The sequence below is a fragment of the Patulibacter brassicae genome (assembly GCF_033949425.1).
In the GTDB taxonomy this organism is placed as follows: Bacteria; Actinomycetota; Thermoleophilia; order Solirubrobacterales; family Solirubrobacteraceae; genus Patulibacter; species Patulibacter brassicae.
Window position 1 is genome coordinate 59404 of the sequence record NZ_JAXAVX010000005.1, and the last position, 22563, is coordinate 81966.

General features: G+C 75.9%; 21 protein-coding genes. 10 read left to right on the top strand and 11 right to left on the bottom strand.

The window, feature by feature from the left end:
• Complete coding sequence (locus SK069_RS11405; protein ID WP_319954358.1) at window positions 1–354, bottom strand: ArsR/SmtB family transcription factor; 354 nt, start codon at window positions 352–354, stop codon at window positions 1–3.
• The gene (locus SK069_RS11410) at window positions 351–797 is read right to left on the bottom strand and encodes an SRPBCC family protein (protein WP_319954359.1); all 447 of its coding nucleotides are present in this window, start codon (window positions 795–797) and stop codon (window positions 351–353) included. The genes SK069_RS11405 and SK069_RS11410 overlap by 4 nt, the downstream gene beginning before the upstream one ends.
• 130 nt (window positions 798–927) lie before the next feature.
• Here SK069_RS11410 and SK069_RS11415 point away from each other — a divergent pair, with 130 nt between their 5' ends.
• Window positions 928–1539, top strand: a complete 612-nt coding sequence (locus SK069_RS11415; RefSeq protein WP_319954360.1) for an ATP-dependent Clp protease proteolytic subunit — start codon at window positions 928–930, stop codon at window positions 1537–1539.
• Between the two features lie 2 nt (window positions 1540–1541).
• On the opposite strand, the gene SK069_RS11420 is transcribed toward SK069_RS11415, so the two are convergent.
• Entirely contained in the window at window positions 1542–2213 is a 672-nt protein-coding gene (locus SK069_RS11420; protein WP_319954361.1) for a hypothetical protein, read from the bottom strand.
• A 98-nt stretch (window positions 2214–2311) separates the two neighbouring features.
• Between SK069_RS11420 and SK069_RS11425 the strand changes: the two genes are divergently transcribed.
• Complete coding sequence (locus tag SK069_RS11425; RefSeq protein ID WP_319954362.1) at window positions 2312–2752, top strand: YunG family protein; 441 nt, start codon at window positions 2312–2314, stop codon at window positions 2750–2752.
• Between the two features lie 136 nt (window positions 2753–2888).
• Window positions 2889–4469 (top strand): PQQ-dependent sugar dehydrogenase, encoded by a 1581-nt coding sequence (locus SK069_RS11430; protein WP_319954363.1) that lies wholly within the window; start codon window positions 2889–2891, stop codon window positions 4467–4469.
• Window positions 4470–4567: 98 nt separating this feature from the next.
• On the opposite strand, the gene purB is transcribed toward SK069_RS11430, so the two are convergent.
• A complete protein-coding gene (gene purB, locus SK069_RS11435) occupies window positions 4568–5899 on the bottom strand; it encodes an adenylosuccinate lyase (protein WP_319954364.1) in 1332 nt (443 codons plus the stop codon).
• 404 nt (window positions 5900–6303) lie between these two features.
• Here purB and SK069_RS11440 point away from each other — a divergent pair, with 404 nt between their 5' ends.
• Window positions 6304–9273: an amidase gene (locus tag SK069_RS11440; protein WP_319954365.1), complete on the top strand. Its 2970-nt coding sequence runs from the start codon at window positions 6304–6306 to the stop codon at window positions 9271–9273.
• 245 nt (window positions 9274–9518) lie between these two features.
• Window positions 9519–11150, top strand: coding sequence for an NAD-dependent malic enzyme (locus SK069_RS11445; RefSeq protein WP_319954366.1), 1632 nt, complete (start codon window positions 9519–9521; stop codon window positions 11148–11150).
• Window positions 11151–11504: 354 nt separating this feature from the next.
• Here SK069_RS11445 and SK069_RS11450 read toward each other — a convergent pair whose 3' ends face one another.
• Window positions 11505–12350, bottom strand: coding sequence for an ABC transporter permease (locus tag SK069_RS11450; protein WP_319954367.1), 846 nt, complete (start codon window positions 12348–12350; stop codon window positions 11505–11507).
• Complete coding sequence (locus SK069_RS11455) at window positions 12347–13363, bottom strand: ATP-binding cassette domain-containing protein (RefSeq protein ID WP_319954368.1); 1017 nt, start codon at window positions 13361–13363, stop codon at window positions 12347–12349. Before SK069_RS11455 ends, SK069_RS11450 begins: the two co-directional genes overlap by 4 nt.
• Before the next feature lie 282 nt (window positions 13364–13645).
• Here SK069_RS11455 and SK069_RS11460 point away from each other — a divergent pair, with 282 nt between their 5' ends.
• The 3 genes from SK069_RS11460 to SK069_RS11470 all read left to right on the top strand — a co-directional run bounded on the left by SK069_RS11460 (window position 13646) and on the right by SK069_RS11470 (window position 15550).
• Window positions 13646–14311 carry a TetR/AcrR family transcriptional regulator gene (locus SK069_RS11460; protein WP_319954369.1) on the top strand — a complete coding sequence of 222 codons (666 nt, stop codon included), beginning with the start codon at window positions 13646–13648 and terminating at the stop codon, window positions 14309–14311.
• Between the two features lie 83 nt (window positions 14312–14394).
• On the top strand, window positions 14395–14895 hold the full coding sequence (locus SK069_RS11465; RefSeq protein ID WP_319954370.1) for an AIR carboxylase family protein: 501 nt from the start codon (window positions 14395–14397) through the stop codon (window positions 14893–14895).
• A gap of 58 nt (window positions 14896–14953) precedes the next feature.
• Window positions 14954–15550: an NUDIX hydrolase gene (locus SK069_RS11470; RefSeq protein WP_319954371.1), complete on the top strand. Its 597-nt coding sequence runs from the start codon at window positions 14954–14956 to the stop codon at window positions 15548–15550.
• A gap of 20 nt (window positions 15551–15570) precedes the next feature.
• Here SK069_RS11470 and SK069_RS11475 read toward each other — a convergent pair whose 3' ends face one another.
• The 4 genes from SK069_RS11475 to SK069_RS11490 all read right to left on the bottom strand — a co-directional run bounded on the left by SK069_RS11475 (window position 15571) and on the right by SK069_RS11490 (window position 20370).
• Entirely contained in the window at window positions 15571–17061 is a 1491-nt protein-coding gene (locus SK069_RS11475; protein WP_319954372.1) for a hypothetical protein, read from the bottom strand.
• Between the two features lie 33 nt (window positions 17062–17094).
• On the bottom strand, window positions 17095–18387 hold the full coding sequence (purD, locus tag SK069_RS11480) for a phosphoribosylamine--glycine ligase (protein ID WP_319954373.1): 1293 nt from the start codon (window positions 18385–18387) through the stop codon (window positions 17095–17097).
• A gap of 75 nt (window positions 18388–18462) precedes the next feature.
• Complete coding sequence (locus tag SK069_RS11485; RefSeq protein ID WP_319954374.1) at window positions 18463–19920, bottom strand: hypothetical protein; 1458 nt, start codon at window positions 19918–19920, stop codon at window positions 18463–18465.
• Between the two features lie 168 nt (window positions 19921–20088).
• On the bottom strand, window positions 20089–20370 hold the full coding sequence (locus SK069_RS11490) for a GYD domain-containing protein (RefSeq protein WP_319954375.1): 282 nt from the start codon (window positions 20368–20370) through the stop codon (window positions 20089–20091).
• Between the two features lie 165 nt (window positions 20371–20535).
• Here SK069_RS11490 and SK069_RS11495 point away from each other — a divergent pair, with 165 nt between their 5' ends.
• Complete coding sequence (locus SK069_RS11495) at window positions 20536–21207, top strand: LmeA family phospholipid-binding protein (protein WP_319954376.1); 672 nt, start codon at window positions 20536–20538, stop codon at window positions 21205–21207.
• 112 nt (window positions 21208–21319) lie between these two features.
• A complete protein-coding gene (locus SK069_RS11500; RefSeq protein WP_319954377.1) occupies window positions 21320–21646 on the top strand; it encodes a hypothetical protein in 327 nt (108 codons plus the stop codon).
• 12 nt (window positions 21647–21658) lie between these two features.
• On the opposite strand, the gene SK069_RS11505 is transcribed toward SK069_RS11500, so the two are convergent.
• A complete protein-coding gene (locus SK069_RS11505; protein ID WP_319954378.1) occupies window positions 21659–22528 on the bottom strand; it encodes a 3-hydroxybutyryl-CoA dehydrogenase in 870 nt (289 codons plus the stop codon).
• Window positions 22529–22563: the final 35 nt, after the last annotated feature.

Genomic DNA, 22563 nt, shown 5'->3' on the forward strand with positions numbered 1-22563 from the left:
TCAGCCGCCGAGCTCGCGCTCGAGCCGCGCGAGGCGGTCGTCCCACCGCGCCCCGGCGCCGGCGATCCAGCGGACCGCGTCGTGCAGCGGCTCCGGCGTCAGGCGGAAGCGCGTCTCCCGCCCCTCTCGCGCCGCCGCCACGAGCCCGGCGTCCGCGAGCACGGCGAGGTGCTTGGCGACCGCCTGGCGGCTCATCGGCAGCTCGCCCGCGAGCGCCGACGCCGTGACCGTCGGGCGGTCGGCGAGGGCGCGCACGACCTGCCGGCGGGTCGGATCGGCGAGCGCGGCGAAGACGGCCCCGGCCGCGACGTCGCGGTCCGCGGCGACCGGCGGCGTTCCGGCGCGCGGGGTCACGCGCGGGCGAGCGCTCGGGCCTGCGGCGCGCCGCCGCCGTGCCGGCGCGAGACCGGGGCGTGCCCGGGGACCGCGACGACGCGGAGCGCGCGGACCGGCAGCTCGACGACCACGACCCGCGTGCCGCCGGGCGCGTCGTCGAGGGTCAGCTCGACGAGCGCCGGCTCCTCCCCGTCGCCGCTCCAGGTCAGGGAGAGGCGCCGGCCGGGCACGACCTCCTCGATCTCGACGTCGCGCTCGCGGCCGTCGACGGTCATCCGGCCCCGCGCGCCGGGGCGCAGCTCGACGTCGACGTCCTCGGCGAGCCAGCGCTCGAGGCCCTCGGGCGTGGCGAGCATCGTCCAGGCGTCCTCGCGGGCGGCGGGCAGCAGCCGCTCGCGGCGCACCGCGTCCTCGAGGAGGTCGGGCTCGGCCGTCGGCCGGTCGTGGTGCGGCTGGGTCATCGTGGTCCTCCGGGCGTCGCGGCGGGTCGAGGACGACCTTACACGCAACTGCCGAGTTGCGTGTAAGGTACCCACGAAGCGCAACCATTTGGTTGCGTCTTTCCCGGTCACCCGTCCCACCAGGAGCCCCATGCCCCTCGTCCCGATGGTCGTCGAGCAGCACTCGCGCGGCGAGCGCTCGTTCGACATCTACTCCCGTCTGCTGAACGACCGCGCGGTCTTCCTCGGCAGCCAGATCGACGCCGACGTGGCGAACCTCGTCGTCGCGCAGCTCCTGCACCTCGAGGCCGACGCGCCCGACAAGGACATCCAGCTCTACGTGAACTCGCCCGGCGGCGACGTCTACGCGAGCCTCGCGATCTACGACGCGATGCAGTACGTGCGCTGCGACGTCGCCACGATCTGCTGCGGGATCGCCATGTCCGGTGGCTCGATCGTGCTCTGCGGAGGCGCGCCCGGCAAGCGCGCCGCGCTGCCGAACAGCCGGATCCTCGTGCACCAGCCGCACGGCGGGCTGCAGGGCCAGAGCTCGGACATCGAGATCCACGCCCGGGAGATGCTCTGGATGCGCGAGCGGATCGAGCGGCTCTACGCCGTGCACACCGGGCAGGAGCAGGAGCGCATCCACCTCGACATCGAGCGCGACCGGTTCCTCTCGCCCGAGGAGGCGCGCGCCTACGGGCTCATCGACCGGGTGATCGCCCACCGTGCCCCCGCCGGCACCGGCGCCGGGCTGACCTGAGGTCAGCGAGCCGCGAGGTGCGTGCGGAACCGCTTCTGGAACGCCTTCATCTCGCGGCTCGCGCCGAGGGCCGCCGGCACCGCGCCGACGAGCGGGATCGCTCGCACCCCGGGCTGCAGCGACTCCGGAACGAGGTCGCGGACCTTCCGCACCCGCCAGAGGAAGCGCAGGGTGCTCCACGGGGTCCACTCGTCGGGCACGAGGTCCGTCACGGCGCCGGCCGCGCGGCTCGCCTCGAGGTCCAGCAGCGACCGCGTGCCGGTGCCCGCCGTGATCGCCTCCGCCTCGTCGAGCTCCTCGACGAGGCCCCAGACCACGAGCAGGTCGGCGGCGAGCTCGGCGTCCGTGCGCGGCGTGCCGAGCTCGGCGGCGAGCGTCACGGCGGCGCGCGCCTCCTCGATCACCGCGAGCGCCTCGCCGGACACGCGGCCGGGCAGGCCGGCGAGGCCGGTGACGGCGGCGAGCCGGCGCGCCCGCTTGCGCGCGTCCTTCGGCCGCGCCGGATCGGCGTCCTCGCGCTCGGCCCGCAGCTCGGCCACGAGCGCCACGAGCACCCGCTCCGGGATGGCCGGGAGCCGACCGGCCCGCGGGGGCGCGTCCTGCGCGTCCTTCACCGCGCGCACGAGCGCGGCGACCTGCCGCGGGCGCAGCGGCAGCCGGGGCGCGCCGCTCATCGACGTGGTCCGGCGCTCGGGCTCCGCATGACGGCCCCAGGGTACCCGCGGACGCCGAGTCCCACCGGGGGCCGACGCGGACGTGCCACGATCGACCGATGAGCGACGCGCCGCCCCCGGAGCCCGAGGGCTCCTCCCACCAGCCGACGCTCGACGCGCTCGAGGAGGCGCTGCGCGCGTCGTGGGACCGTGACACGAGCGACGACCCGGACCGGTGGACGCCGGAGAACCCGGCGCTCGGCCAGTGCGCGGTCTCGGCCCTCGTCATCCGCGCGGTCTACGGCGGGGAGATCCTCATCGCGACGGTCCTCGACCGCCACGGCGAGCGCACGCCGGACGGCCACGCCTGGAACCGGCTGCCCGACGGCAAGGAGGTCGACATCTCGTTCGACCAGTTCCTCGACGGCGAGCAGCTCGCCACCCCGCTCGTGACCGAGCCGGTGATCGCCGGCGACCCGCACCGCCACCGGCTCCTGGCCCGGCGGGTCGAGGAGCGCCTCGGGATCGAGATCGACCGATCCCGGATCGACCCGCGCTAGGTCCTCCGGCGGGCGGCGCGCGGCGGCTGGTGCGTCGTCGCAGCCCCGGCCCCCGGGGCTCCCGCGACGCACCAGGGGTCCCGCGTCCGCGCGACCCCGCGGTTTGCGGACCGGCCCGGCGTGGGAACAGCGGTCCATGGCCCGCGCTCCCGTCCTGCTCGCCGGCGTGCTCGCGTCGCTCCTCCTGCCGGCGGCGGCCGCCGCGGTGCCGACCGGCGACCCGGTGACGGTCGCCGAGGGCCTGCGCACGCCGTGGGAGGTCGCCCCGACGCCCGACGGGCGGACGCTCGTCGTCGAGCGCGACCAGGGCGTGCGGGTGCTCGACGCCCAGGACCGCCTCCAGGCCGGCAGCGTCCTGACGCGCAGCGCGGTCGCCCCGGACGCGACGAAGCTCCTGGGGCTCGTCCTGCATCCCGGCTACGCGACGAACCACCGGCTCTACCTCTACGCGGTCCGCGCGGCGGACCCGGACGGGACCGGACCGGCGACCGGCACGAGCGGCATCTGGCGCCTGCGGGACGAGGGAACGCGGCTCGTCGTCGAGCAGCAGGTCTTCCGGGGCATCGACTCCGACGGCAACCACGACGGCGGCCGGATGGCCTTCGGGCCCGACGGCGCGCTGTACGTCACGACCGGCGACATCCATCAACCGGCGCGTCCGCAGGACCACGGGTCGCTCAACGGGAAGATCCTCCGCTTCGCGCCGCCCTCCGGCAGCGAGACCGAGCTCGCGCCGGCGCCCGACAACCCGTTCGCGGCGGAGGGCGGCAACGCCCGGTACGTCTGGTCGCTCGGGCACCGCCATCCCCAGGGCATCGCCTTCGACGCCGCGGGCCGGCTGTGGGAGACCGAGCACGGCCCGACCGGCGAGCAGCACGGCTCCGCGTACCCGGGCGGCAACGATCAGCAGGGGCGGGACGAGCTGAACCTCATCGTCCGCGGCGGCAACTACGGCTGGCCGCTCGTGTCCGGGCCGATGACGCGCGCGGGGACGATCGCGCCGCTCGCCTACGCCCCGGACGACGGCGCCTGGGCGCCGGGCGACGTCGCAGTCGGGCGCGACGGCAGCCTCTACGCGCCCTTCCTGCGCGGCGCGCAGCTGCGGCGCTTCGACGTACGGGCCGGCGCGGTGATCGGCCAGGGCCAGCACCTGCAGGGCCTGGGCCGGCTGCGGGTCGCCGTCGCGCGCGGCGACCACCTGCTCGTCGCCCAGGACGGCAGCGCCGCGAAGCTCCTGCGGCTGCCGCTGAGCGAGCCCATCCCCGGCGGCAGCGACGCGGCCGACCCGCCGGCCGGCCCCGGCGGCGGGGCGGGCGGGGGAGGCACCGGAGGGACGAACGGCGGCGGCACGGGCACCCCGGCGGCGCCGTCGGCCACCACGGCGACCGCCCGCCTGGCCCGCGGCCTGCGCGCCGCCACCACCCGGCTCGGCGAGCGCCGCCTGCGCGCCGGCCGCGGCGCCACCACGCGCGTGGCCCTGCCGGCGGGGCGCGTCACGGTCGAGCTGCGGCTGCGCAGCTCGCGCGGCCCGCGGCTGTCCCGGACGACCCGCACGGTGCCCAGCGGCAGGACACGGACCTGGGCGATCCGCGCCGACGCGCGCGGCCGGCGCCTGCTGCGCCGCACCGCCTCGCGCCGGATCGTCGTGCGCGTCGTGACCCGCCCGACCGGGGCGGCGACCGTCGTGCGCGCGTCCGGAGGCACGCTGCGCCGCTGACCCATCCGGCCAGGTCCGCTCGACCAGTGCGTCGGCGGAGCCCCGGCCCCCGGGGCCTCCGCCGACGCGCCAGCGGGCGGATCGGGCTCGCCGGCTGCTCAGAGGCCGGCGTCGGCGAGGCGGCCGACGAGCTCGTCGGCGTGCTTCGTGTAGTGGCCGAGGTCGAACACGGCGTCGAGGTCGAGCGCCGAGCAGCGCTCGTCGGCGGCGGCGAGCTGGCGCAGCGGGGTGCGGGTGTCCCAGGCGCGCTGGGCGAGCTCCTGGGCGATCCGGTAGGCGTCGTCGCGCACCATCCCCGTCTTGACCAGGGCGAGCAGCAGCCGCTGGCTGAAGAGGGCGCCGGAGGTGATCTCGAGGTTCTCGCGCATCCGGTCCTCGTGCACGACGAGGCCGGACACGACCCGGACCGCGAGCGACTGCATGTAGTCCAGCGCGATCGTCGCGTCGGGCAGGATCACGCGCTCGGCGCCGGAGTGGCTGATGTCGCGCTCGTGCCAGAGGGCGACGTTCTCGACCGCCGCCTGTGCGTAGCCGCGCAGCACGCGGGCCAGGCCGGTGATCCGCTCCGTCGTGATCGGGTTGCGCTTGTGGGGCATCGCGGAGGAGCCCTTCTGCTTGCCCGCGCGGAACGGCTCCTCGGCCTCGCGGACCTCGGTGCGCTGCAGGTGCCGGATCTCGGTGGCCAGGCGCTCGAGCCCGGCGCCGGCGAGGCTGATCGCCTGCAGCAGCTGCGCGTGGCGGTCGCGCGGGATGACCTGGGTGGAGACCGGCTCGCCCTGCAGCTCGAGCCGCTCCAGGACCTTCGCCTCGAACGCCGGCGAGGTCGAGGCGTAGGTGCCCACCGCGCCGGACAGCGCGCCGACGGCGACCTGGTCGAACGCCTCGGCGAGCCGCTGCGCGTTGCGGTCGGCCTCGAGCGCGAAGCCGGCGAGCTTGATGCCGAAGGTCGTCGGCTCGGCGTGGATGCCGTGGGTGCGCCCGACGCAGACGGTGTGGACGTGCTCGCGCGCCTTCGCCGCGAGCGCCTCGGCGACCTCCTGCGCACCGGCGACGACGATCTCGCCCGCCTTGCGCAGCTGGAGCGCCAGGGCGGTGTCCAGCACGTCGGAGGAGGTGAGGCCGTAGTGGATCCAGCGGCCGCTCTCGCCGGCCGACGCCGAGAGGACGTCGACGAACGCCGCCACGTCGTGATCGGTGATCTTCTCCCGCTCCTGGACGGCCTCGACGGTGAAGGTCGCCGCGCGGATCGCGTCGAGATCCTCGGGAGACGGGCCGCCGCCCTCCCCACCCTCGCCCGTGCCCTCGAGCCCCGGGACGACGTCGGGCGTCAGCGCCTCGGCGGCGGCCACCTCCACGTCGCGCCACGCCTGGAGCTTGGCCTGGTCGGTCCAGACGGCGCCGATCTCGGGACGGGTGTAGCGCGGGATCATCGCGGCGGATTCTGGCTGATGGCCGACGACGACGCCCGCCGCCCAGGTGACCTCGCGCGCGCGGCCGACCCTCGTAGCGCTCGGCTCCGCACTGGCGCGACGCTCGGGCGCGACCCGGCCGCGCCGGGCGTACATGTCCGCTTCCCCCACCGAGCGCCCCACGCGGCCCGGAGCTTCCCCGGGCGCGTCGCGGGCATCTTGGGTCCGGGCCGTGGCGATACGCCATAGACCGCCGTCGTCGCGGAGCGTCGGCGCGCCACGGCCTATCCCGCGGGACAGGCCGACCGGCCGCGGCGGGGGCGATCGTGTTCCCGTCCGGTCACGCGCCGTCGACGGCCCGTGCGCGGCGCCCCGGCCCGCGTGGTGTCGGCCGGCCTCACGCACCCGATCGAGGAGATCACGCAGTGTCATCCCACCCCCGCCGTCGGAGGGCGGCGGCGCGACGACGCGCCGCCGCGCGCGCGATCGCCCTCACGGCGACGACCGCGATCGCCGCGGGCGCGCTCGCCGTCCCGGCCAGCGCCTACAACTACGTCCCCAGCGGCAACGGCGTCACCTGGGGCGTCCAGGACGGTGCCGCGCCGCGCGTGGACACCGGCAGCATCCGCGACACCTCCTCCAACGCCCTGACCGGCTTCGGTGGCATCCGGGTGAAGGTCTCCACCGACGCCGCCCGCAACGGCGAGCTCGTGCGCGGCTTCCGCCTGACGTTCGATCCGCCCGAGCGGTTCAGCTCGCGCAACAGCGTCGAGCTGGGCGGGGTCGCGATCGCGCGCCAGATCCGGTTCAACCGGACCGCCAACTGGGCGCGCTGGCTGGACACCTTCAAGAACACGACCGACGCGCCGGTCACCGTCGACGTCCAGTTCGGTGGGCAGACCGGCGTCGGCAGCAGCAACGGCAGCACGAACGGGATCGTCTCCGGCACCTCCTCCGGCGACGCCGACATCACGCCCGGCGACGCGTGGACGCTGACCCGCTTCGGCACGAGCGGCGCGAGCACCCGGGGCCCGTCGGCGGTCGTCGTCGGCTCGCCCGCGCCGTTCACGGGCGCGATGACCCGCACCGGCAACTTCCGCGACAAGCCGTTCGACGAGGACCGCGTCCTGACCGGCCACGAGTCGAACTTCATCGGCTACGAGCACCGGCTGACGCTGGCCCCCGGCGAGACGAAGTCGCTGGCGCGGTTCGTCGTCGTCGGCCTGGCGGAGAGCGCCGGCGGCACCGGCGACACCGCGCCGGGCGCCCAGGTCGCCGCGGTGCGCGCCACCGCCGCGGCGATCCCGACGACCGCCGCCGCCTTCGCGGACCTCACGAAGCCGGAGCTCTGCTCGCTGGCCAACTGGGACCTCGACGCACTGCCGACGATCGCCGCGTTCGACCCGGGCACCGACTGCGCGGGCGTCGCCGCACCGGTGATCCCGGCGCTGCCGCCGGCGACCCCGACGACGACCGGCTCGACCTACGACGTCGTCGGCACGTCGATCGGCGAGATGCAGGCCGACATGGCCGCCGGCCGGACGACCTCGCAGCAGATCACCCGGGCGTACCTCGACCGGATCGCCGCCTACGACCGCGGTCCCTGGGGCTTCAACGCGTACACGACGGTCGCCTCCGACGCGCTGGCGCAGGCGAAGGCCGCCGACGAGGCGCGCGCCGCGGGCAGGACCGGGCCGCTGCTCGGCATCCCGCTGGCGATCAAGGACCTCTACGACACGAAGGACATGCCGACCACGAACGGCTCGCTCGTGTTCGAGGGCTACCGCCCGCCGGAGGACGCGACCTCGGTCGCCCGCCTGCGCGCCGCCGGCGCCGTGATCCTCGGCAAGGCGTCGCTGGAGGAGTACGCCCTCTCGGGCCAGTACTCCGACTCGGCCTACGGCATCGTCTGGAACGCGTTCTCGCCGTCGAAGTCGTCGCTGGCCTCCAGCGGCGGCTCGGCGACCGCGACCGCGACCTGGCTGGCCGCCGGCGCGCTCGGCAGCCAGACCGGCGACTCGCTCTACGCCCCCGCCAGCGGCGCCAGCCTCTACACGCTGCGTGGCACCGACGGGATGGAGAGCCTCGCCGGCCTCATGCCCCTGACCTGGCTGCAGGACTACGGCGGAGCGCTCGCCCGCTCGCTGCCCGACCTGGCGGACATCCTCGACGTCACCACCGGCACCGACCCGCGCGACGCGGAGCGGACCGCCGAGGCCGACGCGCACCGCCCCGAGACCTGGCGCTCGACGTTGAAGGCCGATGCCCTGCAGGGCAAGCGGATCGGCTACTACGACTCGGCGTTCACCGATCCGTTCGGCACGTCCGGCACCGTCGACGCCCAGAAGGCGGCGCTGCAGCGCTTCGAGGAGGCCGGCGCGACCCTGGTGCGGATCTCCGGCGGCCCGTCGCTGCCCGGGAGCGTCGCCGGCGACCGCGCCTACCAGGGCTGGGTCGAGTACATCAAGGAGCACCCGAACCTCCCCTTCCAGAACGCCGGCGACATCCTCGCCTCGCCGCTGCGGCTGCCGTACCGACGCCGTGACGGCTACACCGGGACGGGCGCGATGACCCCGGCGCAGATCACCGCCTACAAGCAGTGGCGCGCCGACGCCAAGGTCGCCGTCGGGCAGTGGCTCGACGACCCGCCGAGCCCCGTCGACCCGGACACCGGCGCCCCGTCGCCGGGCGCGCTGGACGCCGTCGCGTTTCCCGGGCTGAAGAGCACGTTGAGCCTCAACGACGGCAACGCCGCCGCGTTCGGTCGCGGCGACCCGCCGACCAACGGCGCCGGCGCGCCGTCCGTGGCGTTCCCGGCGACGGTGAACGACGACGGCGAGCCGACGAACCTGCAGCTCGCCGGCCGGGCGTGGGACGACGCGAAGCTCATGGGCTACGCGTACGCGTTCGACCGGGTCGCGGAGGCCCACATCGCCCCGACGACGGCGCCGCGGCTGGCCTACGCCGCCGATCCGCAGCCGCCGGTCGTCGACCCGCCGCCGGTGGTCGCTCCGGAGCCGGCGCCGATCCCCGCGCCGCTCGTGCCGCCGACGACGCGGCCGCTGGCGCCCCCGGCGGCGGTGAAGCGCACGGTGCGGATCCGCGCCGGATCCGTGCGGGTCGACCGCTCCGGGCGCTTCGCCGTCCGGGTGAGCTGCGCCCGTGGCGCCACCTCCTGCGTCCTGCGCGTGCGGGTGACGCGCGGCGGCGGCACCCTGCTCTCGCGGGTGATCACCGTCCGGGCCGGCCGGACCGCGACGCTGCGGGTGCGACCGACCGCGTCGATGCGGCGGGTCCTGCGCCGCGGGTCCTCGCCGACCGTCCGGGTGCGGGTCTCCGGCGCGCGGATCCGGTCGACGCCCTCGGCGGTCGTCGTGGTGCGTCCCGCGCGGTGAGCGCCGTGGGGTGCGCGGCCCGTCCGCGCACCCCACCGCGGGTGTTCCCCGGCGGTGGGCGTCGCAGCGCGGCGTTCCGGGCGGTGCGCGGTACCGGGGACGGCCGCGCCGGGATGCGTGGTCCGCCGCCGACCACGTCGACCCCCCAGACCGTCGGGATCGAGCCGCTCCGGGGCGCCCGCGGCGGGGGTCGGCCACCGCATCGCCACCCGCTCCGGCGCCGCGACCGGTAGAGCTTGGGGGCGATGTCGCCGGCGCGCTATCCGCAGATCCTCGACGACCCGCTGCGCAACCGGGGCACGGCGTTCACCGCCGAGCAACGCCGCGTCCTGGGGCTCGACGGGCTCCTGCCGCCGGCGATCGAGTCGCTCGACGAGCAGGTCGCCCGCTCGATCGAGGTCTTCCGCCGCCGGCCGCGGCCGATCGACCAGTACCTCTACCTGCGGGAGCTCCAGGACACGAACCTCGTCCTGTACTACCGGCTGCTCGTCGACCACCTCGAGGAGGTCCTGCCGATCGTCTACACGCCGACGGTGGGACTGGCGTGCCAGCGCTTCCACCGGATCTTCCGTCGTCCGCGCGGCCTGACGCTGCCCTACACCGAGCGTCACCGACTCCCGGAGCTCCTCGGCAACCGCCGTCAGCCGAGCGTCGACGTCATCGTCGTGACCGACGGCGAGCGGATCCTCGGGCTCGGCGACCAGGGCTCCGGGGGCCTGGGGATCCCGATCGGCAAGCTCGCGCTCTACACCGCGATCGGCGGCCTCGACCCCGGTCGGACGCTGCCGATCGTGCTCGACGTCGGGACGAACAACGAGGAGCGCCTCGCCGATCCCGGCTACCTCGGCTGGCGCCACGAGCGGATCGCGGGACCGGAGTACGAGGACTTCGTCGAGCGGTTCGTCCAGGCCGTCGAGACGGAGCTGCCGCGGGCGATGATCCAGTGGGAGGACTTCGCCAGCCACAACGCGCGGCCGATCCTCGACCGCTACCGCGACCGGATCTGCTCGTTCAACGACGACATCCAGGGAACGGCCGCGGTCGCCGTCGGCGCGTTGCGGGGCGCGATCCGGGTCGCGGGGTCGCGGCCACGCGACCAGCGGATCGTCGTGCTCGGCGCCGGCTCGGCGGCGATCGGCGTCGCGGACGAGATCCGCCAGGCGCTCGTCGACGACGGCCTCGGCGCCGACGAGGCGCGGCGCCGGTTCTGGGTCCTCGACGTCGACGGCCTGCTGACCGAGGAGCGCAGCGACCTGAGCCCCGAGCAGCGCGTCTACGCGCGGCCCGCGTCGGAGGACCTCAGCGCCGGCGCGACGCTCGCCGACGTCGTCTGGGCGGTGCGCCCGACGGCGCTGCTCGGCCTCTCGACCGCGCGCGACGCGTTCACGGAGGAGGTCGTCCGCGCGATGGCCAGCCACTGCGAGCGGCCGATCATCTTCCCGCTGTCGAACCCGACGGCGCGCTCGGAGGCCGACCCGGCCGACCTCGAGCGGTGGACGGACGGCCGCGCCCTCGTGGCGACCGGGTCGCCGTACCCCGCGATCCAGCGGCACGGCGGCGAGGTGCCGGTCTCGCAGTCCAACAACGTCTACGTCTTCCCCGGCGTCGGGCTCGGCGTCGTGGCGGCCCAGGCCGCGCGCGTGACCGACCGGATGCTGCGCGCCGGATCGGCGGCGCTCGGTGCGCTCTCCCCCGCGCTCCGGGATCCCGACGCTCCCCTGCTGCCGCCGATCAGCGCGCTGCGCGACGTCGCGGCCGAGGTCGCCCTCGGCGTCGCGGTCGCCGCGGTGGAGGACGGCGTGGCGCCCGAGCGCAGCCGCGAGGACCTGCGGGCCCGGATCGCCCGTGCCCGCTGGTCCCCGGTCTACCCGGACTGATCCGACCGGCGCGAGGACCGCAGCTCGGCTCGGCCGGCCGAGCGCCGCTCGACGCGGCTCGGGGGCCGTGGCCAGACGAGGTCCTGGCGCGTCCTCGCGACGCGCGGCGCGCCGGCCGCGCGGTGCCGCGGAGGGAACAGGGTCGGCTGTGCACGTCGATCTCGTGGAGGCGGACGGTCCGAGACGTGCGAAGAGCACGATCCGCATGCGTTTCGTCGTTCTCGGCCGTTGGCCGGGCGCGAGGGCGACGAACCGCACGCCCCGTGGACGAGCACCGGTCGCGGGAGGTCCGGGCACCCGGCACCCGGCACCCGGCCCCCGGCTTGCTCGCCCGGGGCGGCGAGCATCGTCCCGTCAGACGCGGCGGTACAGGCGCGTCGTCAGGGGCGCGAAGACGACGGTGAGCCCCGCGGTCACCGCGAGCGAGATCGCGACGTCCGCGCCGTCGACGTCGCCGGCCATGAGGCCGCGGGAGGCGTCGGCGAGGATCGAGATCGGGTTCACGCCGACGAACCACTCGAGCACCGCCGGGAGCGTCTCGGGCTCGACGAAGACGTTCGAGAGGAACGTCAGCGGGAAGATCGCCATGAACCCGACGTTCATCACCGCGTTCGGGGAGCGCAGCACGAGCCCGAGGCACATGAAGACCCAGGAGAGGCCGAAGGCGAAGATCGTGACGATCGCCATCGCCCCCAGGACGCCGAGCAGGCCGCCCTCGGCGTCGAACCCGAGGATGAACCCGAGCACGACGAGCACGGTCCCCGCGACGACGTAGCGCACGACGTCGCCGAGCAGCGCGCCGACGAGCGGCGCCGAGCGCCAGATCGGCAGCGAGCGGAAGCGGTCCACGACGCCCTTCGTCGCGTCGGTGTTCAGCGACACGCCGCAGTAGACGGTCGTGAAGAGCACCGACATGACGAGCATCCCCGGCAGGACGTAGTCGAGGTACTCGCCGGTCGAGCCGGAGATCGCCCCGCCGAAGAGGTACGTGAACATCAGCAGGAACATCACCGGGGTCACGGTGACGTCGAGCAGCTGCTCCGGGACGTGCTTGATCTTCAGCATGCCGCGCCACCCGAAGGCGGCGGCGGTGCGCAGGCGGCCCGGGGGCGCGGGGCGCTGGGTCGAGGCGATCGCGCGACGGACGGCGTCGGCGTCGGCGACGCCGACGTTCTCGGTGGGGGTCGTCGCGGTGCTCATGCGGTCGTCTCCTGATCGTCGTTCGTGCGGCCCGCGGCGACCGGGACCTCGGCCGCGCCGTCGCCCTCCGCCTCGGCGGGATGGCCGGTGAGGGCCATGAAGACCTCGTCGAGGCTCGGCTGCCCGAGCGCGAAGTCGCCGATCGCGATCCCCGCGGCGGCGAGCGCGCCGACGGCCGCTGCGGCGGCGTCCGCGTCGTCGCTCTGCACCGACAGCGACGCCGGGTCCGGCTCGAGGTGGACGGTGCCGAGGCGCTCGCCGAGCAGCCGGGACGCCTCGTCGCGCCGCGCCGCGTCGAGCAGGCGGACGTGCAGCGTGCCGCTGCCGACGGAGCGCTTGAGCTGCGACGGCGACCCCTCGGCGATCACGCGGCCGCGGTCGATGACCGCGATCCCGGACGCGAGCTGGTCGGCCTCCTCGAGGTACTGCGTGCAGAGGAGGATCGTGGTGCCTCCCTCGACGAGCATCCGCACGATGTCCCAGACCTGGCCGCGCGAGCGCGGATCCAGGCCGGTCGTGGGCTCGTCGAGGAACAGGAGCTCCGGGGTGACGACGAGGGACGCGGCGATGTCGAGCCGCCGGCGCATGCCGCCCGAGAAGTGCTTCACGAGTCGCCCGGAGGCCTCCTCGAGGCCGAACGCCCCGAGCAGCTCGCTCGCGCGGGCCTTCGCCGCGGGGCGGCGGAGCCCGAGCAGCAGCCCGATGAGCACGAGGTTCTCCGTCGCGGTGAGCTCCTCGTCGACCGAGGCGAGCTGCCCGGTCAGCGCCACCTTGCGGCGGACGGCGTCGTCCTCGCGGACGATGTCGTGGCCGAGGACCCGGGCCTCGCCGCCGTCCGGGCGCAGCAGCGTGGCGAGCATCTTGATCGTCGTCGACTTGCCGGCGCCGTTCGGGCCGAGCACGCCGTAGACGATGCCGCGCGGCACGGCGAGGTCGACGCCGTCGACGGCGCGGTGCTCGCCGAAGGCCTTCGCGAGGCCCGATGCCTCGATCGCGAGAGAGGGCGGGGACATGGCTCCTGGTGCTCCTTGGGACGGGACGGGGCGGACGACGGCCGCGGGACGTGGCGCCGCGGCGCTCACCGAGAGAGACGCCTCGGGGCGGCGAGACTCATCGCTCGCCACCCCGATGCGCTCCTGGCGGGTGGAGCCGGACGGGACGGACCGGGCTCCGGGATCGGGAACGGGACGGGACGGACCAGGACCTTGAGGCCTCGAGTGCACTGGAGGTCAAGCCTCGGCGCAAGGGCGCGTGCGGGGCCGATCGCGGTTCGAGTCCGTCGAGACCGGGGCGGCATGTTCACCCATCTGGTTGAATTTGTCAACCAGATGGATGAATCGAGCGCACCGGGAAGCCCCGGACCGCCGCGCGGGCCGCACCGTCCGCCGCCGGGGGAGGAGCCCCGCCGCGATCCCGAGCAGACGCGATCGCGCCTGCTGCGAGCGGCGAAGGCCGAGTTCGCCGAGAAGGGCCTGGCCGGCGCGCGGGTGGCCGCGATCGCCGAGCGGGCCGGGGTGAACAAGCAGCTCATCTCGTACCACTTCGGCGGCAAGGACGGCCTCTACCGGGCGCTCGTCGAGCGGTGGCTGGAACGCGAGCAGGCCTTCGCCGCCGAGGGTGCCCCGCTGGAGGAGCTCGTCCTGCACTACCTCGACGTGGCCGTCGAGGACCCGGAGCTCGTCCGGCTCTTCGTCCGCCAGATGCTCGACGGCCTGCCGGCCGGCGCGTCGCCGGAGCCGACGGACGACCTCGACGACCTGCGCCGCCGGCAGGACGAGGGCGAGCTCGCGCCCGAGCTCGATCCCGGCTTCGTCCTGCTGCTGCTCCAGGGCGTCGTCACCGCGGGCGTCAGCGCGCCGGACGACGTGCGCCGGCTCCTCGGCGTCGCGCCGAACGGCCCCGAGTACCGCGAGCGCATGGCGCAGCAGCTGCGGGTGCTCGTCCGGCGGCTGCGGGACTGATCCCGGCCGCGACGCGCTGGAGCGCCGCGCAGCGGTCTCGTAGGCTGGGACGGCGTCCGCGCCGGACGCCGAGGATCTCGTCCATGTCCGAGCCGCCGCTCACCACCAGCGATCCGGAGACGGAGCTCCTGGAGGCCGCCGTCGAGGCGCCGGCCGAGGCGCCCCGCGTCGGGATCCTCACCGGCAGCACGACCGACCTGCTCGTGCTCGAGGAGGCCGGCGCCGTCCTGACCGAGCACCACGTCGCCTGGGAGCTGCGGGTGGCCAGCCCGCACGAGGAGCCCGAGACCGTCGCCGCGTACTGCCGCAACGCCCGGATGCGCGGGCTGCGGGTCCTCATCGCCGGCGGCACCCTGTCCGCGGCGCTCCCGGCCATCGCCGCCGCGCACACCGACCTGCCGGTGATCGGCGTGCCGCTGAGCGGGCTGGGATCCGTGTCGGGCGGCCTCGACGCCGTGCTCGGGACCGTGCAGGCGCCGCCGGGCGCGCCGGTGGCGGCCGTCGGGCTGGACAACGCGCGCAACGCCGCGCTGCTGGCGATCCGCATCCTCGCCTCCGGCGACCCGTCCGCGCCCGTCCGCTGAGCGGCCCGGCGCGTCGCCGGGCGCGATCCGGGCGCGGGAGGCCGTAGCGTCCCGCGGGATGAGCGCCTCCTTCGATGGCCCCCGGATCCGCACCGTCTCGTCGCGCGAGGCGTACCGCAACCCCTGGATGGTCCTGCGCGAGGACGCGATCGAGCGCCCGGGTCCCGACGGCCCGCGGCCGGGGATCTACGCGGTGGTGATGAAGCCGTGGGCGGCGGTCGTCGTGCCGTGGGACGGCGAGCGCGTGCACCTCGTCGGCCAGCACCGCTACCCGCTCGGCGACTGGAGCTGGGAGCTGCCGCAGGGCGCCTCGCACGCCGCGGGCGACGGCGCGTCCTCGACGACCGAGGACCCCGCCGAGGTCGCCCGCCACGAGCTGCTCGAGGAGACCGGCTTCGTCGCGGGCGAGCTCGTCCGGCTCGCCGACCTCGCCTTCGCCCCGGGGATGGCCGACCAGCGGTTCACGGCGTTCCTCGCCCGCGACCTGCGCCCCGGGCCGCCGCAGCCGGAGGCCGAGGAGGAGGGCCTCCTCGTCCCGCGCGCGGTGACGCCCGACGAGCTGGACGCGATGATCGACGACGGCGAGATCGTCGACGCGGCGACCGTCGCCGCCTGGCTGCTGGCCGTCCGCCGCGGCCTCGTCGTTCCCGGCTGAGCGGCCTCGCCGCCGGGCGGTCAGCGCACGACGGTCGCCCGGACGTGCAGGCGGGTCGTCGGCCGCAGGCAGAGCACGCCGCTGCGCGACAGCCGCACCGCGACGCGGCGGACGCTCGCCCGGCCCCGCCGGACGGCGATCCGCCGCGCGGTCGAGGTCCGCGCCGCGCAGTTCCACGCGCGAACCGCTCCCGAGCGACCCGGCGGGCGCACGGACAGCTCCACCGTGGCGCGCCGGAGCCGCCGGGGCAGGCCGCCCCGTCCGCCGACCCGCACCCGGACGGTGCGGCGGGCGCGCAGCGCACGCCGTGGCGCGCCGACCCCGCGGCGCGTGTCGAGCACGACCACCGCGGGCGGCGAGACCGGCGGCGCGGGCGGCGCCGCGCAGCTCGTCGGCACCGTGCCGACGTCCGGCGTGCCGGGCAGCCCGAGCACGACCGCGCCGCGACCGCTGGCGGGATCGACCGCCTGGAGCGTGATCGCGATGCCCGTCACCGGGTCGCGCAGCGTGCGGCCGGGGGGCAGCGGCGCGTCGGCCCACGTCGCCGTCTCCGGACGCGCGTCGACGAGCTGGCTGCGCCCGTCGGGACCCGCCAGCCGCACCTGCAGGGCGTCGATCGCCGGATCCCCGGGCGCGAAGTCGTCGAACGTCCCGTGCGGCCGGCGCAGCTCGAGCCAGAGGCGGCGGGCATCGCCCGGCCGCGTGATCGTCAGCGCCCGGGTGCCGCCGGGGGCCATCAGCGGGCAGAGCTCGTAGGTGCCGCTCGCCACCGCCGCTCGCACCTCACCGGGGACGGTCCAGCCGAGCGCGTCCCGCCGGGGCGCGGAGAGCAGCCGGCCGAGCTCGTCGCCCGCCGCGCCCATGAGCTCGAGCCGGTCGCCCTGGTCGCCGTCGGGTGCCTCGCACGTCGCGCTGATCGCCGCCTTCGGACCGCCCGGACCGTCGGTGCAGCGCAGGAGCCCCGCGTGCCGCAGGCCGAGGTTGTGGCCGAGCTCGTGCGCGAGCGTCCGCGGGCGCAGCCGCGCGTCGGGCAGGTTGTCGTAGAGCACGAGGCGCCGGCCCGGCGGCAGCTGGCCCGCGCCGTTGACCGTGCCGCAGCCCGGGTGCGGCCAGGTCACGTAGAGGACGTGGTCGTAGCCGTCCAGGGACCGTCCCGCCAGCCGGGCCGCGGTGTTCGCGCGACGCTCGAGCCGGTCGCGGCCCGCCTCGGTGCACGGGTCCAGCGGCCCGACGTCGTACGGGCCGATCACGTCCCCGTCGCGTCGGTCGCGACCGACGAGCGCGAGGCGCCCGCCCGAGGACTCGCGCAGGAACGCCGCGGGCGAGCGCGGGCCGGTGAAGACGTCGGTGCGCGCCTGGGCGCGGCTGATGCGCGACGCGCGGGCGCCGCTCGAGGTCAGCACGACGAGCGCCTCGCGCTCGCCGACGGCCCGCGCGCCGGCGCCGTCCGCCGGCGCGGCCGCGCCGAGCGCCGGCAGCACCGCCGCGAGCAGGAGGGCGATCCGGCGCACGGCCCTCCATCGTTCCCGCCGTCCCCCGCGGCGTCAATACCGCTCGACGGCGCGGAGGGCGACGTCGCGGCGCAGCTGCCGTCCGTCGAAGCCGATCGCGTCCGCGGCGGCGTACGCCTCGGCGCGCGCGTCGACGGGGGCGTCGCCGAGCGCCGTGACGTTCAGGACGCGCCCGCCGGCGGTCACCAGCGTCCCGTCGGCGTCGCGGGCGGTGCCGGCGTGGGTCACCTCGACCGCCTCGCGCTCGGCGGCGCGCTCGACGCCGGTGATCCGGTCGCCCTTGGAGGCCGACGCCGGGTAGCCGGCGGACGCGAGCACGACCGTCACGGCCCAGCGCGGGTCCCACGCGAGCGTCACGGCGTCGAGCGTCGCCCCGTCGACCCCGGCCGAGGCCTGCATGAGCTCGAGCAGGTCGCTGCGCAGCCGCGGCAGGACGGCCTGCGTCTCCGGGTCGCCGAAGCGCGTGTTGTACTCGAGGACCTTCACGCCCTCGGCCGTGAGCATGAGGCCGGCGTAGAGGACGCCGCGGAAGGGCGTGCCGCGGCGCGCGAGCTCCTCGACGATCGGCTGGTGGACGTCGGCGGAGATCTGGGCGGCGCGCTCGCCGTCGATCCCGACCACCGGGGAGTAGGAGCCCATGCCGCCGGTGTTCGGGCCCTCGTCGCCGTCGAAGATCCGCTTGTAGTCCTGCGCCGGTGCGAGCGCGACGGCGCGCTCGCCGTCGCAGACGGCCAGGAGCGAGAGCTCCTCGCCGTCGAGGAACTCCTCCACGACGACGGCGGCGTCGCCGAACCGCTGGTCCTCGAGCATGTCGACGAGCGTCGCGCGCGCCTCGTCCTCGTCCTGCGCGATGACGACGCCCTTGCCGGCGGCGAGGCCGTCGTACTTCAGGACGACGGGGAAGCCGAACGACGTGGCGACGGCCATGCCCGCGTCGACGCTCGTGACGGTCTCGTGGCCGGCGGTCGGGACCCCGGCGGCGATCATGACCTCCTTCGCGAACGCCTTCGAACCCTCGAGACGGGCGGCCGCGGCGGTCGGCCCGAACGCGGCGATGCCGGCGTCCTGGAGCGCGTCGACGAGCCCGGCGACGAGCGGCACCTCCGGCCCGACGGCCACGAGGTCGACCCCGAGCTCCCGCGCGAGCGCGACGAGCGCCGGCACGTCGTCGACGGCGACGTCGTGGACGGTCGCGTCCTCGGCGATGCCGGGGTTGCCCGGCGCGGCGTGGAGGTCCCCGGGCGCCTCGACCTGGGGCGAGCGCGCGAGGGCGCGGACGATGGCGTGCTCGCGCCCACCGGCGCCGACGACGAGGACCTTGGCCATGCGCGCCAACCTACTGTCCGGCGGCGCCGGCGCGACGCGTCGACGTCCGGGCCGGGACCCGGACGCCCGCCGCGCCTACGGGGTGCCGTCGGCGAAGCTCGTCGCCGAGCGGAGCTTCCCGTCGACGACGCTCGCCTTCGTCCAGGCCACGGTGAACGTCCCGTCGGGCAGCGCCCCGATCGCCGCGCCGCCGTAGGCGTTGGAGCGGTCCAGCAGCTGCTCGTCGGTGAAGGCGTCGAGCGTCGCCGGCGCCCCGAGGGCGCCGTCGGCGGGACGCACCGCGACCTGCACGGCCGTCCCGCGGTCGCCGTTGGAACCGCCGCGCGGGATCTCCTGCTCGCGCACGAGCACGAGGCCGGTCGCCCCCTGGGCGGTCGTGGCGACCCCGTGGATGCGACCCGCGGCGGCGAGGTCGGTCGCCGTGCCGACGCGGCCCGTGGCGTCGCCCTGGGCGACGCGCGGCAGGTCGTGCGCGGTGCCGTCCGCGGCGCTGCCGACGACCTGGTTCCAGCCGACGATCGGACGGTTCGCGCGGTCGATCGCGGCGACGAGCTCGCCGCCGGGCGCGCGCACGACGGTGCCGCCCCGGTCCAGAGGCTTCGGGGCGGAGAAGCGCGAGCCGTCCGTGTCGCGGCTCGTGGCGCGCACCACGTAGGGCTTCGTGCGGTCGGAGGCCGCGTCCTGCTCGCCCCAGGCGATGACGGCGCGGCCGTTGCGTCCGACGGCGACGGCGACGCTCGAGAAGCCCGGGCCGCCCCGGCGCAGCGTCTGCCGCTTGCCGAGCTCGCCCTTGCGGATGTCGAGGGACCGCGTGTAGAGGCGTCGCGTCTTCTCGCTCGCGCCCTGCTCGAAGACGAGCACGGACTCGCCCGAGCGCCCCGTCGCCAGGCCGAGCAGGCGGCTCGAGCGGCTGCCGCTGACGAGGCGCGGCGTCCCGAGCTGGAGCTTCGCCTTCGAGCTCGAGCGCCGCCAGCTCGCGTAGACCCGCACGACGCCGTCGTCGCCGACGTCGCTCCACGCCATGACGAGGTTGCCCGACGGCGTGCCGGTGAGGCGCGCGGGCTGGTCGAGGACGGCCGTCGCGTGGTAGCGGGCCGCGCCGAGGCGCACCTCGGGACCCGACCCGGCCGAGAGGCCCAGGCGCACGCGCGCCAGGCGCGCCGTGCGGGTGCCGCCGCGGCCGTTGGGGACCTTGCGGGTGACGGTGCCGAGCGACCGCGTCCGCGTCCAGAGCAGCTGATCGTCGCGGTAGGGGATCGGCTCCGGGACGACGCCGGCGAGCGTCCGGCGCCCGCCCGGGCGCCCGTCGGCGTCGACGCCAAGGATCCGGCTGTTCAGCGCGCCCTTCGACGAGCCGCGGGCGAGCACGAGCCGGCCGCCGGCGCCGTCCACGGCGACCGCTGACACGCCGACGCCGGTGTCGAGCTCGACCGGCGCGCCGAACGCCGCACCGGCGGCGGCGGGCGCGGTCAGCGCGAGGGCTCCGGCGCCCAGGAGGGCGAGCGGGACGCGATGGCGGTGGATCGTCGGCAACGGGTGCTCCAGTCCTACGCGGGGCGGGACCGAGCGACGGTAACGCACGACCCCGCCTCCGCTCGCAGGTTGCCGTTCACGCCGCGTCGCGGCGCGGGTGCCGGACGGCGGGCCGGAGCGCCGACCCGTCCGCCCGGTCCGGCGGCGCCCCGGGGCGCCGCCGGTGCGTCAGATCCCGGCGATGAAGTCGTCGATCGGGATCGCGGTGAGCGTCTCGAAGCTCCCGGTCCCGCGCGAGGACAGCTCGAGCGAGACGCGGGCGATCGTCTGCTCGTCCGGCGCCTCGAGGATGTTGATGAAGTCGTACTGCCCGAGCGTCGCCCACTGGGCCGTGACGGACGCGCCGAGCGCCTCGACCTCCTTGTTCACCTCGCGGATCCGCTGCGGGTTGTTCTTGATCGTCTGCACGCCGTCGGGCGACAGGCGGGTCAGCAGGACGTAGGTCGGCACGGGTGTTCCCCTCGGTTCGACGTTCCGGCGGCCGCACGGGGCACGACCGCTCCCGGCTGTTCTATCCCAATCGCACGACGACCGGCAATCGATCCGGCCGGGCGAGGGGCCGGCGGCCCGCCGGGCGTGGCGGCCGGGCCGCGGCGCTGCCCTACGATGCCCGTCATGGAGGGCCGCAGGGTCACGCGCCGGCAGCTGCAGATCGGCGCGCTCGTCACGCTCGTCGTGCTGCTCGTGGGCGGCCAGCTGCTGCTCCCCTGGATCGGCGCGCGGGTGGTGCGCTCGAAGCTCGGCGACCCGTCGGCGGAGGTCACGGTCAAGGCGTTCCCCGCCTGGAAGATGGTGCTCGGCAAGGTCGACTCGGTCGACGTGCGCTCGGCCGGCGTGGAGCGCTCCGACGACGAGCTCTCCGACCTGCTGGAGCGCAGCAAGGACGTCGGGCGGATCACCTCGGTCGTCCAGCGGATGACGATCGGCGGCCTCGAGCTGCGCGACGTCCGGACCCGGATCGAGGACGGACGGCTGCAGGCGTCCGCGACGATGACCCTCGCCGCGCTGCGCGCGATGGCCCCGGCCGGGACCGACCTCACCGTCCTGCCCGACAGCGGCGACGGCGTGCCGCGGTTCGAGGTCGCGGTGACGATCCTCGGCGTCACCCAGCGGATCGGCCTCGCGGTGACCGCCGAGGAGGGCCAGGTCGTCGTCGCCCCCGACAACGCCCTCGGCGCCGTCTTCCGGCTGACGATCTTCGAGAACCCGAAGCTGCTCGTCGAGCAGGTGACCTCGCGCCGCAGCGGCCAGGACCTGCAGCTCGACGTCACCGGCTCGATCCGCTGAGGGCGGATCGGTCCCCGCGGCGGCGCACCGTCCCGGCGGGCCGATCCTCACGAAGTTGCAACATCGGGCCAACAGGTCGGCCCGCGAGCGTCCCTAGCCTTGAGCGCCAAGGATGCTCCAGTTGCTCTCCTCCCTCCCCGAAGCACCCCGGTCGATCGCGATGCGCGACGGCCAGGACCTCGCCGCCGGCGCGCCGCTGCTGCTCGACGGGTTCCGCCTGGTGGGCACCGCGGCCGACGTCCCGCCGTGCGAGCGACGCGTCGCGGCGCTGGGTGACCGCCGCGTCTCCGTCTTCCGCTCGGGCCGTGGCTTCGCGGCCGTCGACGCCGGCGGCGACGGCGCCGCCGCGGTCCACGAGATCGCCGAGCGCGAGGGCCTGCTCTACGTGCGCCTGGCCCAGCGCCCCTCGGGCCAGGCGCCCGCCGAGCGCGCCGCCTGACCCGGGCGCTCCTCAGTAGCTGTAGAGCCCGTGGCCGGTCTTGCGGCCGAGGCGGCCGGCCGCGACGAGGCGCTGCAGCAGGGCGGGCGGGGCGAAGAGCTGCTCGCGCTGCTCGGCGTAGAGCGTCTCCGCGACGCCGAGGACGGTGTCCAGGCCGATGAGGTCCGACAGCGCGAGCGGGCCCATCGGGTGGGCGCAGCCCTTGACCATGCCCTCGTCGATGTCCTTCGCCGAGGCGAGGCCCTGCTCGAGCATCCGGATCGCGGACAGCAGGTACGGGATGAGGAGCGCGTTGACGGTGAAGCCCGCGCGGTCGGGGGCCTTGATCGGGTCCTTGCCCAGGACGTCGGTGGTGAACGCCCAGACGCGGTCGGTGACCTCCTGCTCGGTGAGCAGCGAGGGGATGACCTCGACGAGCGAGAGGACCGGCACGGGGTTGAAGAAGTGCAGGCCGAGGACCTTGCCGGCCCGGTCCCCGACGGCGGCGCCGAGCTCGACGATCGGGATCGAGCTCGTGTTCGAGGCGAGGATCGCGTCGGGGTCCTCGACGGTGTCGGCCAGGCGCGTGAAGACGTCGAGCTTCGCCGCCTTCTGCTCGACGACGGCCTCGACGACGAGCTGGCGGTCGGCGAGGCGGCCGAAGTCGCTCGTGGCGGTGAGGCGGCCCAGGGCCTGGTCGGCGTCGGACTGCTCGATCTTGCCGCGCTTGACGCCGCGCGCGATCGAGGACGCGATCCGGTCGCCGGCGGCCTTCGCCCGGGCGTCGTCGACCTCGACGATCACGACGTCGCACCCGCGGCGGGCGGCGACCTCCGCGATGCCCGTGCCCATCTGGCCACCGCCGATCACGCCGACGTGGGTGGGATGGGCAGTCGTGGACATGCGGGACCTCGGATCGGAGCGGTCGGAGACGACCC